Consider the following 12947-nt stretch of genomic DNA (forward strand, 5'->3'; position numbering starts at 1 on the left):
GCAGCACCGCGCCCACCGGCAGCGGCGCGCCGGCCGGCACCGGCGTCACCGGCCGCAGCACCTCGGGCAGCGTCTCGACGCCGCACAGGCCGCAGCCGGTGCGCCCGGCCATGGCGCGGCGGCGTGATTTCAGCCGCGCCTCGCAGGCGCTGGATATCTCGATCTGCACCACGATGCCGTCGCATTGCGGCAGCACGTCGATGCCGCGCACGTCGGTCACGCTGTCGATGATGCCTTCCGACAGCGAAAAACCGACGGCGAAGTCCTCCAGGTCGGCGGGCGTGGCCAGCATGGTGGCGTGGCTGATGCCGTTGAACTCCAGCGCCACCGGGGTTTCCTCGGCCAGGTTGTCGCCTTCGGCGCCGGGCGCGATGGCGCCGGCCCGCACGCGGGTCACCTGGGCCGCCACGTGCTCGGGGCGGGAGGAAGGGGGAGGGGCGCTGGGGTCCATGGCGGGCTCGGCTGTCGGGTTATTTCCCCGACGTCACGGCTTCGTTCTCGCGCGAGCGTTCACGCAGCAGCTTCTGCTGGATGTCCGCGAAGCGCGACCATTGCCGCTGCCATTCCGACGGCTGGGACACGCGCGTGACCTGCACGGCCGTGACCTTGTACTCGGGGCAGTTGGTGGCCCAGTCGGAACTGTCGGTGGTGACGACGTTGGCGCCGGACTCGGGGAAGTGGAAGGTGGTGTATACCACGCCCGGCTGCACCCGGTCGGTCAGGGTCGCGCGCAGCACGGTCTCGCCCGAGCGGCTCTGGATGCCGACCCAGTCGCCTTCGGCGACGCCACGGTCTTCGGCATCCTGCGGATGGATCTCCAGCACGTCCTCGCTGTGCCACATGACGTTGGGCGTGCGGCGGGTCTGCGCGCCCACGTTGTATTGCGACAGGATGCGGCCGGTGGTCAACAGCAGCGGGAAACGGCGCGTGCTGCGCTCGTCGGTCGGCACGTACTTGGTGATCATGAACTTGCCCTTGCCGCGCACGAAGCTGTCGATGTGCATGATCGGCGTGCCTTCGGGCGCGTCGTCGTTGCACGGCCATTGCAGGCTGCCCAGCTTGTCCAGCTTCTCGTAGCTGACGCCGCTGAAGGTCGGCGTCAGGCGCGCGATCTCTTCCATGATCTCGCGCGGGTGGCGGTAGTTCATGGGATAGCCCAGCGCGTTCGACAGCGCCACGGTCACTTCCCAGTCGGCCTTGCCGTTCTTCGGCTCCATCACCTTGCGCACGCGCGAGATGCGGCGCTCGGCGTTGGTGAAGGTGCCGTCCTTTTCCAGGAACGACGAACCCGGCAGGAACACGTGCGCGTACTTGGCGGTCTCGTTCAGGAACAGGTCCTGCACCACGATGCATTCCATCGCCGCCAGCGACGCCGCCACGTGCTGCGTGTTGGGGTCGGACTGCACGATGTCCTCGCCCTGGCAGTACAGGCCCTTGAAGGTGCCGCCCAGCGCGGCCTCGAACATGTTGGGAATGCGCAGGCCCGGCTCGGGTTGCAGCGTCACGCCCCAGTCCTGCTCGAACTGCGCCCGCGCCACGTTGTCGGAAATGTGGCGGTAGCCCGGCAGCTCGTGCGGGAACGAGCCCATGTCGCACGAGCCCTGCACGTTGTTCTGGCCGCGCAGCGGGTTCACGCCCACGCCTTCGCGGCCGACGTTGCCGGTGGCCATGGCCAGGTTGGCGATGGCCATGACGGTGGTCGATCCCTGGCTGTGCTCGGTCACGCCCAGGCCGTAGTAGATCGAGCCGTTGCCGCCGGTGGCGAACAGGCGCGCCGCGCCGCGCACGGCCTGCGCCGGCACGCCGGTGATCTCGGCCATGGCTTCGGGCGAATTCTCGGGCAGCGAGACGAAGTCGCGCCATTCCTGGAACGCCTTGGCCTCGCAGCGCTCGACCACGTAGGCCTCGTCGATCAGCCCTTCGGTGGCGATGACGTGGGCCATCGATGACAGCAGCGCGGTGTTGGTGCCGGGCCGCACCTGCAGGTGGAAGTCGGCCTTGATGTGCGGCGAACTCACCAGCTCGATGCGGCGCGGGTCGATCACGATCAGCCGCGCGCCCTGGCGCAGGCGGCGCTTCAGGCGCGAGGCGAACACCGGATGGCCGCTGGACGGGTTGGCGCCCATGACGATGACCACGTCGGTGTGCATCACCGAGTCGAAGGTCTGGGTGCCGGCGGATTCGCCCAGCGTCTGCTTCAGGCCATAGCCCGTGGGCGAATGGCACACGCGGGCGCAGGTGTCGACGTTGTTGGTGCCGAACGCGGCGCGCACCAGCTTCTGCACCAGCCAGGTTTCCTCGTTGGTGCAGCGCGACGAGGTGATGCCGCCGACCGCGTCGCGGCCGTACTGGCCCTGGATGCGGCGGAATTCGGAAGCCGCGTACTCGATCGCCTCTTCCCACGACACTTCGCGCCAGGAATCGGTGATGCGCTTGCGGATCATCGGCTTGAGCACGCGCTCCTTGTGGGTGGCGTAGCCCCAGGCGAAGCGGCCCTTGACGCACGAGTGGCCTCGGTTGGCCTGGCCGTCCTTCCACGGCACCATGCGCACCACTTCCTGGCCCTTCATCTCGGCCTTGAAGCCGCAGCCCACGCCGCAATAGGCGCAGGTGGTGACCACCGAATGCTCGGCCTGGCCCATCATGATGACGGTCTTTTCCTGCAGGGTCGAGGTCGGACAGGCCTGCACGCAGGCGCCGCAGGACACGCATTCGCTGTCCAGGAATGGCTGGTCCTGCCCCGGCGACACGCGCGATTCGAAGCCCTTGCCCGAGATCGTCAGCGCGAAGGTGCCCTGGGTTTCCTCGCAGGCGCGCACGCAGCGGTTGCAGACGATGCACTTGGAGGCGTCGTAGGTGAAGTACGGGTTGGACTCGTCCTTCTCGCTCTTCAAGTGGTTGGCGCCGTCGTATCCGTAGCGCACGTTGCGCAGGCCCACCACGCCGGCCATGTCCTGCAGCTCGCAGTCGCCGTTGGCCGGGCAGGTCAGACAGTCCAGCGGATGGTCGGAGATGTACAGCTCCATCACCCCGCGCCGCAGGTCGTGCAGCTTGGGCGTTTCGGTGAAGACCACCATGCCGTTCTCGGCCGGCGTGGTGCACGAGGCGGGATAGCCGCGGCGGCCCTCGATCTGCACCAGGCACAGGCGGCACGAGCCGAACGGCTCCAGGCTGTCGGTGGCGCACAGCTTGGGGATGTTGATGCCGGCCTCGGCGGCCGCGCGCATCAGCGAGGTGCCTCCGGCCACGGTGATTTCCTGGCCGTCGATGGTCAGGGTGACGGTTTTTTCGGACACCCGCGCCGGGGTGCCCAGGTCGCGGTCGCGCTTGATGACGGTTTCTAGCATGGCGGTCTCGGCTTCAGGCGGGATGGGCGGCGGACTGCGAGGACTCGATGCCGAAGTCCTGCGGGAAGTGGTTCAGCGCGGACAGCACCGGATAGGGCGCCATGCCCCCCAGCGCGCACAGCGATCCGCCCAGCATGGTGTCGCACAGGTCGCGCAGCAGGTGCACCTGCTGTTCGCGCCCCGGGCCGCCAGCGGCGATCTTGTCCAGGGTCTCCACCCCACGGGTGGAACCGATGCGACAGGGCGTGCACTTGCCACAGGACTCGATGGCGCAGAATTCCATCGCATAGCGCGCCATGCGCATCATGTCGACCGTGTCGTCGAATGCCACCAGGCCGCCGTGGCCGATCATGGCCGAGATCTGGACATAGGCTTCGTAGTCCAGCGGCACGTCCCACTGCGATTCCGGCAGGTAGGCGCCCAGCGGGCCGCCGACCTGCACCGCGCGCAGCGGCCGGCCCGAGGCGCTGCCGCCGCCGAAGGTGTACAGCAGGTCTCGCAGGCTCAGGCCGAAGGCCTTTTCCACCAGCCCGCCCTGCTTGAGGTTGCCGGCCAACTGGAAGGGCAGGGTGCCGTGCGAGCGGCCTACGCCGTAGTCGCGGTAATAGGCCGCGCCCTTGGCCAGGATGATCGGCACCGTGGCCAGCGAGATCACGTTGTTGATGACCGTGGGCTTGCCGAACAGGCCCGAGATCGCCGGCAGCGGCGGCTTGGCGCGCACCACGCCGCGCTTGCCCTCGATGCTTTCCAGCAGCGAGGTCTCCTCGCCGCAGATGTAGGCGCCGGCGCCCTTGCGCACTTCCAGGTCGAAGCGGCGGCCGCTGCCGTGCACGTCGTCGCCCAGCCAGCCGACGCTGCGCGCCCGCTCGATGGCGGCCTCCAGCGTGGCGATGGCGTGCGGGTATTCGGAACGCACGTAGATGTAGCCGTAGGTCGCGCCCACCGCCAGGCCGGCGATGGTCATGCCCTCGATCAGCACGTAGGGGTCGCCTTCCATCAGCAGGCGGTCGGCGAAGGTGCCCGAATCGCCCTCGTCGGCGTTGCAGACGATGTACTTGCGGTCGGCCGGCGAGCCCAGCACCGTTTTCCACTTGATGCCGGTGGGAAAGGCCGCGCCGCCGCGCCCGCGCAGGCCGGAGGTGACCATCTCTTCGACGATGGCGGCCGGCTCCATGGCCAGCGCGCGCTTCAGGCCCTGCAGGCCGCCGTGCGCGGCGTAATCCTGCAGGGACAGCGGATCGATCACGCCGACGCGGGCGAAGGTCAGGCGTTCCTGCTGCTTGAGATACGGAATTTCCTCGGTCAGGCCCAACCCCAGCGGATGCGCGCCGCCCGTCAGCCAGCCGGCGTCGAACAGGGCTGGCACGTCCTCGGGCTGCACCGGCCCGTAGGCCACGCGGCCCGCGGGCGTGCCTATCTCCACCAGCGGCTCCAGCCACAGCAGGCCGCGCGAACCGTTGCGCACTACCTGCACGGCCAGGCCGCGTTCGTCGGCGGCCAGTTCGATGGCGGCGGCCACGGCGTCGGCGTCCATGGCCAGCGCCGCGGCGTCGCGCGGCACGTAGATCAGGGTGGGAGCGCTCATTGGCCGGCCTCCCGCGCGCGATGCAGCAGGCGGTCGAGCTTGGCCGGCGTGACGCGGGCGTGCGGCTGGCCGTCCAGCATCACCGCCGGCGACTGGGCGCACAGGCCCAGGCAGTACACCGGCTCCAGCGTGAAGTCGCCGTCGCGCGTGCTGGCGTGGAAATCACAGCCCAGCGCCTGGCGCGCATGGGCGGCCAGTTGTTCGCCGCCCATCGCCTGGCAGGACTCGGCGCGGCACACTTCCAGCGTGTGGCGCCCGGCGGGTTCGCTGCGGAAGTGGGGATAGAAGGTGATGACGCCATGGACTTCGGCGCGCGACAGGTTCAGGGCCTCGGCGATGGTCTGCACCGCCTCGGCCGGAATACAGCCCAGTTCGTGCTGGACCGCGTGCAGCACCGGCAGCAAGGGGCCGGGCTGGTCTTTCAGGCGGGCCAGGATGCGGGCGGTGGTCGCCACGGCGGGGCTGGCGGAGGCCTGGGCGGCGTCCAGGGCCATGGCGCCGCCACGGGCGCCGCCGGTGGAAGCCAGATCGGATTTTGCCTCGCGCTGACGCATGGCGGTCTCCTCCAGGAGTGCTGGGCCCCGTAGGGGGGGGGGCTGTTGTGATGGGAGGTCAGGCCTATTTATATGCAATGAAAAACATATAAATTTCCCCTGCCTCGCGTTATTTGTGTACTCTAAACAGGTAATTAATCGCCTTCAATAAGAAATAAATGACATATAAGTTCCGAATCGGCCTGCGGCCGCAATGGACCTTGGGTGGAGACGACGGCGCCCCCGTGCCGCTTCAGGACATGCTGGCGTTGCTGGCCGCCATCGACGCCACCGGCAACATCGCCGGCGCCTGCCGCGCCTGTGATTTGTCGTACCGGCACGCCTGGGGCGTGCTGCGGCGGTTCGAGGGTATCTTCGGCACCCAACTGCTGATCACCAACCGGCGCCAGGGCACGCAACTGTCGCCGTTTGCGCAGCGCCTGCTGTGGGCCAATCGCCGCATCGAGGCGCGGCTGATGCCCACGCTGGACAGCCTGGCCTCCGAACTGCAGGAAGAACTGGCGCGGCTGCTGCCGGAAAACGGTCCGCACCTGCGGCTGCACGCCAGTCACGGGTTCGCGGTGGAATCGCTGATGGAACACATGGGCGGGCGCAAGCCCGGCCTGGAGCTGCGCTATCGCACCGCGATCGAGGCGCTGGCCTCGCTCGAGCGCGGCGAATGCGACCTGGCGGGCTTCCAGGTGCCGCTGGGCGACTTCGAGGCGCCGATCATGGATCGCTACGCCCAGTGGCTGCACGCCGACGAGTACCTGCTGATTCATCTGGCGATGCGCAATACCGGGCTGTTCGTCGTGGGCGGCAACCCCAAGCGGATCCACGGCATCGCCGATCTGGCGCGCCAGGACGTGCGCTTCGTCAATCGCCAGATCGGCTCCAGCACCCGTTACCTGATCGGCCTGATGCTGCAACGCGCCGGCGTCTCGATCAGTGAAGTGCAGGGTTACGAAACCAACGAATTCACGCACATGGCGATCGCCGCCCACATCGCCAGCGGCATGGCCGACACCGGCGTGGGCGTGGAGACCGCCGCCTGCCGCTTCGGCCTGGATTTCATTCCGCTGGTGCGCGAGCGCTATTTCTTCGCCATCCGCAAGAACGCGCTGGAGACGCCCGCCATGCGCGACCTGCTGTCCATCATGCGCAGCCCCGACTACGTCGGCTACGTCGGCCAACTGGTCGGCTACGACGCGCGCGATACCGGCCGCCTGCAGACCCTTGAAGAGGCATTTTCCTAGGCGCGCCGCCGTGTGCGCCGGGCTATGATGTTCCCATGAGCAAAGTGATCCTCCTGGCTGATCGCCGCACCGAGCGTCCGGCACCCCTGGCGCCGCCGCCCGCGGGCCAGCCCGCGCTCGACCGGCGCGCGCGGCCGCTGCGCGACCTGCGCATCTCGGTCACTGACCGCTGCAATTTCCGCTGCACCTACTGCATGCCGCGCGAGGTGTTCGACAGCGACTACGTCTTCATGCGGCATGCCGACCTGCTGTCGTTCGAGGAAATCGCGCGGCTGGCCGGCGTCTTCACCCGGCTGGGGGTCGAGAAGATCCGCCTGACCGGCGGCGAGCCGCTGCTGCGCAAGCATGTGGAAAACCTGGTGGGCCTGTTGTCGGGACTGCGCACGCCCGCCGGCCACCCGCTGGAACTGACGCTCACCACCAACGGCAGCCTGCTCGAACGCAAGGCCGCGGTGCTCAAGGACGCGGGCCTGAAGCGCGTCACGGTCAGCCTGGACGCGCTGGACGCCAGCATGTTCCAGGATATGAGCGACAGCGGTTTCACGCCCGACGACGTGCTGCGCGGCATCGACGCCGCCGCCGCGGCCGGGCTGGCGCCCGTCAAGGTCAACATGGTGGTGCGGCGCGGCCTGAACGACGCGCAGATCCTGCCAATGGCCGAGCGCTTCCGCGGCAGCGGCCACATCCTGCGTTTCATCGAATACATGGACGTGGGCAACACCAACGGCTGGAACCTGACCGAAGTGGTGCCCAGCGAGGAAGTGCTGGCGCGCATCGGCGCGATTCACCCGCTGGAACCGATCTCCACCGACGACATGGGCCGCGTCGCCGAGCGCTGGCGCTATCGCGACGGCGGCGGCGAGATCGGCGTCATCTCCAGCGTCACCCATGCCTTCTGTGGCGGCTGTACGCGCGCGCGCCTGTCGCCGGAAGGCAAGCTGTTCCTGTGCCTGTTCGGCCACGAAGGCCACGACCTGCGCGCGCCGCTGCGCGACGGCGCCAGCGACGACGAACTGGCCGCCATCCTCACGGGCATCTGGGCCGCCCGCGGCGACAACTATTCCGAACAGCGCGGCCGCAACATGGCCGACCCGGCCCGCAAGGTCGAGATGAGCTACATCGGTGGTTGACCCCGCGCCCGTTTTCGACCGGCAACAGGTGGCCGGCCTGATCCTGGCCGGCGGCCAGGGCTCGCGCATGCAGGGCAGCGACAAGGGATTGGTCCTGCTGCGTGGCGAGCCGCTGGTGGCGCACGTGGCGCGGCGCCTGGCGCCGCAGGTCGGGCCGCTGCTTCTCAGCGCCAACCGCAATGCCGACAGCTACGCCCGCTATGGCCGGGTGGTGGCCGACGATACCGACGAATTGGGCGCCTGGCAGGGGCCGCTGGCGGGCCTGGCCGCCGGCCTGGCGGCGGCCGCGCCGTGCGAGTGGCTGGTGGTGACGCCATGCGACACCCCGTTCCTGCCGGCCGACCTGGCCCAGCGCCTGATCGCGGCAGCGCAAACGGCGGGGGCGCCGCTGGCCTATGCGGTGGCCGGCGGCCAGCGCCATCCGGCCTGCATGGGGCTGCGCGCGTCGCTGTTGCCGGCGCTGCGCGATTATCTCGCGGCCGGCGAACGCAAGGTCGGCCTGTGGCAGTCGCGCGTGGGAGCGGTGGGCGCGCCGTTCGATGACGCGCCCGGCGCGTTCATGAACCTGAACACGCCCGAGGAACTGGCGGCGGCCGAGCGCTACGCCAGCCAGTGACGCAGGTCGTAGTAGGGCACGCGGTCGCGGTCCTGCACCTGCACGTCGGCCGGCAGGCGCGCCAGGCCGGTCGACCACGGCAATGAACTGATCACCCCCGAACCCTGGTGGCCGTACGGCACCAGCTCGGCGTTGCCGTCGTCGGCGGCGCGGCGCTGCACCCGCAGGAATTCCTCGCGGCTGTCCAGGCGCGGATGCTCGGTGCGCAGCGGCAGCCGGCTCACCGGCGGGAACAGTTCCTCGCGGCCCTGCATGCGGCGCACCAGCGGCGACACCAGCATCGCGAACACCGCGTAGGCCGACACCGGATTGCCCGGCAGGCTGACCACCGGCTTGTCGCCGATCATGGCCAGCGCCACCGGCTTGCCCGGCTTCATGCGCACCTTCCACAGCGACAGTTCTCCGCCCAGCGCGGCCAGGGCCGGCTTGACCAGGTCGCGCTCGCCGACCGACACGCCGCCGACGCTCAGCACCAGGTCGCATTCGGCCAGCAGCGTCTTGAAGGCGCCGCGCAGGTCGTCCTCGGTGTCGCGGGCATGCAGCACCAAGGCCGGCTCGGCGGCCATGCCGCGCACCAGCGCCGCCAGCATCGGGCCGTTGGAGTTGTAGATCTGCGCCGGTTCGCGCGCGCCGCCGGGCGCCACCAGCTCGTCGCCGGTGGTCAGGATGCCCACCCGCAGGCGGCCGTAGACCGGCACGCTGGCCAGGCCCTGCGAGGCCAGCAGCGCCACGTGGGCGGCCTGCAATTGCGTGCCGGCGGGCAGCAGCGGGGCGCCGGCCAGGGTGTCTTCGCCGCGCAGGCGGATGTGCTGGCCGGGACGGGGCTGGCGCGTGATCTCGACCTGCTCGTCGGCCTCGTGCGTGTCTTCCTGCATCACCACCACGTCGGCGCCTGCGGGAATCAGGCTGCCGGTGAACAGGCGGATGGCGTGGCCGGGCTTGAGCGGCTCGGGCGTGTCGCCGGCATAGCAGCGCTGCTGGATCGGCAGGCGCGCGCCCGGCTGCCAGTCGGCCAGGCGCAGCGCGTAGCCGTCCATGGCGCTGTTGTCGGCCGGCGGAATGTCCACCGTGGCGTCAAGATCGGCCGCCAGCACGCGTCCCGGCGCTTCGTCCAGGCCGACGTGTTCGCGGCGCGCGAGGGGGGCGGCCGCGTTGGCCAGCAGGGTCTGGGCTTGGTCGAAATCCAGCATGGGTATCAGTGGTCTTCTTGGTCGCGGGGTTGGAAGTGCGTGGCGAAATTGCAGGGGCGGTGGCCGCTGTCGAGCTGCTCGCGGATGATGCGGTTCCAGGCGGTCTCGCAGGCGTTGTTCGAACCGGGCAGGCAGAACAGCAGGGTCTGGTTGGCCTCGCCGGCAAAGGCGCGCGACTGGATGGTGGAGCTGCCGATTTCCTCGTAGGAGATCTGGCGGAACAGTTCGCCGAAGCCGGGAATCTCGCGGTCCAGCAGCGGCAGGATGGCCTGCGGCACGTGGTCGCCGTGCGAGAAGCCGGTGCCGCCGGTGGTCAGGATGACCTGCACTTCGGGATCGGCGATCCAGTCGCTGATGACGCGCCGGATCTGGTAGATGTTGTCCTTGGCGATCTCGCGCCGCACGCATTGGTGGCCGGCCTGGGCCAGGCTGTTGGCCAGCAGGTTGCCGGAGGTGTCGTCGCCGGCGCTGCGGGTGTCGCTGACCGTCAGCACGGCGCAGGCCAGCGAGACGGGGGAGGCGTCGTTCATGGAGTCTCCTTGGGGGTCGGGGTGTCGGCGTCCCAGGACTGCGTGCGGTCCTGGTCGGATTGGCGCTGTTCCACCCAGAAGCTGTCGCCACCCGCAAGGGTCTCGCGCTTCCAGAAGGGCGCGCGGGTCTTGAGCGCGTCGATGATGAATTCGCAGCCGCGAAAGGCGTCGCCGCGATGGGCGCTGGCCGCGGCCACGAACACGATCTGGGCATTGCGGGCCAGGGCGCCGACCCGGTGCACGATCACCGTGCCGTCCAGGTTCCAGCGCGCGCGGGCGGTGGCGGCGATGTCTTCGAGCTCGCGCTCGCACATGCCGGGGTAGTGTTCCAGGTAAAGCGTGTCGGTGGGCGTGTCCGGTGCGTAGTCGCGCACGTAGCCCACGAAGGTGACGATGCCGCCCACGCCCGGCCCGGCGCTGGCGCGCAGGGCGGCGGTGAGCGCGGCGCCGTCGAAGTCGGCTTCCTGCACGATGACCATGACGCTCAGCCTCCGGTGACGGGTTCGAACACCGCCACCTCGTCGCCCGCGCGGATCGGCGCCGATGGCTTGGCGTGGGTCTGGTTAATGGCCAGCTTCAGGCGGCCGGCCGGGGCCAGTTGCGGATAGCGTTCGCCAAGCGCGGCCAGCAACTGCGCGCCGGTGGACTCGCCGTCGACCGGCCAGGCTTCGGAGCGCTTGCCGACCAGTTCGGCCACGCGGGCGAAGTACAGAAGATTAATCGTTGCGCCATTCACCGCTTTTACCTCCCGCCTTGTACTTCAGGCGAACTTGTTCGATCACGATGCCCTTGTCGGCCGCCTTGCACATGTCGTAGATGGTGAGCGCGGCGACGCTGCACGCGGTCATGGCTTCCATTTCGACGCCGGTCTTGTAGCTGGTGCGGCAGGTGGCCAGGATGTCGATGCGGTGCGCCGCGTCGTCCAGCGCGAATTCGACGCCGACGAACGACAGCGGCAGGCTGTGGCACAGGGGGATGAGCTCGGCGCAGCGCTTGGCCGCCAGGATGGCGGCGACGCGCGCGGTGTTGAGCACTTCGCCCTTGCCCTGGCCGGGCTGCGTCAGCAGGCCGTAGGCCACCGCGTTCATGCGGACGCTGGCGGTGGCGATGGCGACGCGTTCGGTATCGGTCTTGCCGATGACATCGACCATGCGGACCTGGCCGGCTTCATCCAGGTGGCTCAAGGTGGGGGCGGGCGTGGACATGGGAATCGGGATCGAGAATTGTTAATGATTGAAAAGAGCGGTCCCGGCAGGCCGTGGCGGGCCGCTGATGCGCCTATGATAGACGAGCCGCCACCCGCCGCGCTTTGAGGAAAGATAAGCGCGGCCGCCGTGGCCTTGGCGTCGCTCCCGCCGACCGGTTTTCAGGCCGCGCCAGGGGCCGCCGCGCTGGCCCGGCTCGCGCTTTCGTGCCCCTGCGGGGGCATTTGCGCTTGTGGCGCCGCGGCGCGATGCCGCGTTGCAAAAAGCCCCCCAATTTGCTCGAAGGACGCGATAATGGCCTTCGATTCGTACCAGGAGACGCACAATGCCCTTGCGGATGCCCAAGTTCCGGTTCACCCGCCGCTTAGGCAAGATCCTCTTGGGCGTCGTGGCCACGGCGCTGATCCTCTGTGGCATCGCCGCCTGGCAGGTGCCCAAGGTGCTGCACAACGTGCTGACCCAGGACGTGGCCAAGATGCTGGGCCGCGACGTCGCGGTCGGCAAGATCACCTTCAATCCCTTCACCCTGACCGTGCGCGCGCAGGATCTCGCCGTGGCGCAGCCCGGCTCGCAGACGCCCCTGTTCACGGCCTCGGAACTGAACGTCAGCGCCGCCTGGACCTCGCTGTTCTGGTTCGCGCCGGTGGTCGACCGCTTCACGCTGCGCTCGCCGACGCTGTCGCTTGTGCGCGAGGACGTCACCCGCTTCAACTTCTCCGACGTGCAGCAGCGCGTGGCCGAGATGACGGCCCCCACGCCGGACGAGCCGCCCAAGCCCGATGAAGGCCTGCCGCGCTTCTCGCTGAACAACATGGTGATCGAGGGCGGCGTCATCACGCTCGATGACAAAGTCACCGGCCGCAAGCAGGTGGTGGACGAATTGGCCATCGGCGTGCCGTTCATCTCCACCTTCGGCTACGCCACCGACATCGACGTGCAGCCGCGCCTGCACCTGCGCATCAACGGCAGCCCGTTCGACCTGACCGGCGTGGCGCGGCCTTTCGACAAGGTGCCGTCGTCGACCCTGCGGGTCGCCTTCAGCGGGCTGCAGTTGGAAAAATGGGCCGACGTCTGGCCCATGCCGCTGCCGTTCAAGCTCGAACGCGCGTTGCTCGACTCGAACCTGCAGGTCGTGTTCGAGCAGCCCAAGGACGCGCCGCCCAAGATCCGCGTGGTCGGCGACCTGGGCCTGCGCCAGTTCGACCTGCGCGACAGCGCCGGCGAGAGCCTGGCGGCCTGGAGCGCGCTGACCGTCACCCGCCTCGAACTCGAACCGATCGCGCGCCAGGTGTACGTGGGCGGCGTCGACCTGTGGGCGCCGCAGGTGTATGCGCGCCGTTACAGCAACCAGCGCCTGAACTGGCAGGACGTGGTCGACAAGCTCAAACAGTTGGGCGGCCCGGCGCCGACGTCCCAACCCGCCGCGATGACCGCCGCCAAGCCGGCCGCGACCGATCCCGCCCAGGCCGCCAAGCCTGCCCCTGCGGCCACCGCCCAGGCCGCCACCAGCAGCCCGGCGCCCGCGGCCCCGGCCGCCGCCTCCACGCCCAACGAC

Annotated in this window: 13 protein-coding genes; 4 read left to right on the top strand and 9 right to left on the bottom strand. The window is 69.3% G+C overall.

Annotated features, from left to right (window positions below):
• From HV783_RS28385 to HV783_RS28400, 4 genes are all read right to left on the bottom strand, one after another.
• On the bottom strand, positions 1-451 hold a 451-nt coding region (locus HV783_RS28385; RefSeq protein WP_175190292.1), incomplete at its 3' end, for a formate dehydrogenase accessory sulfurtransferase FdhD.
• A 19-nt stretch (positions 452-470) separates the two neighbouring features.
• Positions 471-3347 carry a formate dehydrogenase subunit alpha gene (fdhF, locus tag HV783_RS28390; RefSeq protein WP_175190293.1) on the bottom strand — a complete coding sequence of 959 codons (2877 nt, stop codon included), beginning with the start codon at positions 3345-3347 and terminating at the stop codon, positions 471-473.
• A gap of 13 nt (positions 3348-3360) precedes the next feature.
• Positions 3361-4932, bottom strand: coding sequence for a formate dehydrogenase beta subunit (locus tag HV783_RS28395; protein ID WP_175190294.1), 1572 nt, complete (start codon positions 4930-4932; stop codon positions 3361-3363).
• Positions 4929-5486: a formate dehydrogenase subunit gamma gene (locus HV783_RS28400; protein WP_054417107.1), complete on the bottom strand. Its 558-nt coding sequence runs from the start codon at positions 5484-5486 to the stop codon at positions 4929-4931. The genes HV783_RS28395 and HV783_RS28400 overlap by 4 nt, the downstream gene beginning before the upstream one ends.
• Positions 5487-5644: 158 nt before the next feature.
• On the opposite strand from HV783_RS28400, the gene HV783_RS28405 reads away from it, so the two are divergent.
• Genes HV783_RS28405 through mobA form a run of 3 tightly spaced genes read left to right on the top strand, consistent with a single transcriptional unit; the run spans position 5645 to position 8467 of the window.
• Positions 5645-6721, top strand: coding sequence for a substrate-binding domain-containing protein (locus HV783_RS28405; RefSeq protein WP_175190295.1), 1077 nt, complete (start codon positions 5645-5647; stop codon positions 6719-6721).
• Positions 6722-6756: 35 nt separating this feature from the next.
• A complete protein-coding gene (moaA, locus tag HV783_RS28410; protein ID WP_064527961.1) occupies positions 6757-7851 on the top strand; it encodes a GTP 3',8-cyclase MoaA in 1095 nt (364 codons plus the stop codon).
• The gene (mobA, locus tag HV783_RS28415; protein WP_082381440.1) at positions 7844-8467 is read left to right on the top strand and encodes a molybdenum cofactor guanylyltransferase MobA; all 624 of its coding nucleotides are present in this window, start codon (positions 7844-7846) and stop codon (positions 8465-8467) included. The genes moaA and mobA overlap by 8 nt, the downstream gene beginning before the upstream one ends.
• Here mobA and HV783_RS28420 read toward each other — a convergent pair.
• Genes HV783_RS28420 through moaC form a run of 5 tightly spaced genes read right to left on the bottom strand, consistent with a single transcriptional unit; the run spans position 8452 to position 11392 of the window.
• On the bottom strand, positions 8452-9657 hold the full coding sequence (locus tag HV783_RS28420; RefSeq protein ID WP_049075650.1) for a molybdopterin molybdotransferase MoeA: 1206 nt from the start codon (positions 9655-9657) through the stop codon (positions 8452-8454). The two genes, mobA and HV783_RS28420, sit on opposite strands and share 16 nt — an antisense overlap.
• A 5-nt stretch (positions 9658-9662) precedes the next feature.
• Positions 9663-10187: a molybdenum cofactor biosynthesis protein B gene (gene moaB / locus HV783_RS28425; RefSeq protein WP_064527957.1), complete on the bottom strand. Its 525-nt coding sequence runs from the start codon at positions 10185-10187 to the stop codon at positions 9663-9665.
• Positions 10184-10666 (bottom strand): molybdenum cofactor biosynthesis protein MoaE, encoded by a 483-nt coding sequence (locus HV783_RS28430; RefSeq protein ID WP_054417111.1) that lies wholly within the window; start codon positions 10664-10666, stop codon positions 10184-10186. The genes moaB and HV783_RS28430 overlap by 4 nt, the downstream gene beginning before the upstream one ends.
• 5 nt (positions 10667-10671) lie before the next feature.
• Positions 10672-10923 (bottom strand): MoaD/ThiS family protein, encoded by a 252-nt coding sequence (locus HV783_RS28435; RefSeq protein WP_006386671.1) that lies wholly within the window; start codon positions 10921-10923, stop codon positions 10672-10674.
• Positions 10904-11392, bottom strand: a complete 489-nt coding sequence (moaC, locus tag HV783_RS28440; protein ID WP_049075645.1) for a cyclic pyranopterin monophosphate synthase MoaC — start codon at positions 11390-11392, stop codon at positions 10904-10906. Before moaC ends, HV783_RS28435 begins: the two co-directional genes overlap by 20 nt.
• 325 nt (positions 11393-11717) lie before the next feature.
• On the opposite strand from moaC, the gene HV783_RS28445 reads away from it, so the two are divergent.
• Positions 11718-12947 (top strand): DUF748 domain-containing protein (locus HV783_RS28445; protein ID WP_254604085.1); only part of this gene is annotated, 1230 nt, incomplete at its 3' end.

This window comes from Achromobacter dolens, from assembly GCF_902859745.1.
Classification (GTDB): domain Bacteria; phylum Pseudomonadota; class Gammaproteobacteria; order Burkholderiales; family Burkholderiaceae_B; genus Achromobacter; species Achromobacter dolens.

Bases quoted from the DNA above. Each gene is read 5' to 3' on its own strand.
- HV783_RS28420 (WP_049075650.1), bottom strand. From the start codon at position 9,657: ATGCTGGATTTCGACCAAGCCCAGACCCTGCTGGCCAACGCGGCCGCC.
- moaA (WP_064527961.1), top strand. From the start codon at position 6,757: ATGAGCAAAGTGATCCTCCTGGCTGATCGCCGCACCGAGCGTCCGGCA.
- HV783_RS28430 (WP_054417111.1), bottom strand. From the start codon at position 10,666: ATGGTCATCGTGCAGGAAGCCGACTTCGACGGCGCCGCGCTCACCGCC.
- fdhF (WP_175190293.1), bottom strand. From the start codon at position 3,347: ATGCTAGAAACCGTCATCAAGCGCGACCGCGACCTGGGCACCCCGGCG.
- HV783_RS28395 (WP_175190294.1), bottom strand. From the start codon at position 4,932: ATGAGCGCTCCCACCCTGATCTACGTGCCGCGCGACGCCGCGGCGCTG.
- HV783_RS28405 (WP_175190295.1), top strand. From the start codon at position 5,645: ATGACATATAAGTTCCGAATCGGCCTGCGGCCGCAATGGACCTTGGGT.
- moaC (WP_049075645.1), bottom strand. From the start codon at position 11,392: ATGTCCACGCCCGCCCCCACCTTGAGCCACCTGGATGAAGCCGGCCAG.
- moaB (WP_064527957.1), bottom strand. From the start codon at position 10,187: ATGAACGACGCCTCCCCCGTCTCGCTGGCCTGCGCCGTGCTGACGGTC.
- HV783_RS28400 (WP_054417107.1), bottom strand. From the start codon at position 5,486: ATGCGTCAGCGCGAGGCAAAATCCGATCTGGCTTCCACCGGCGGCGCC.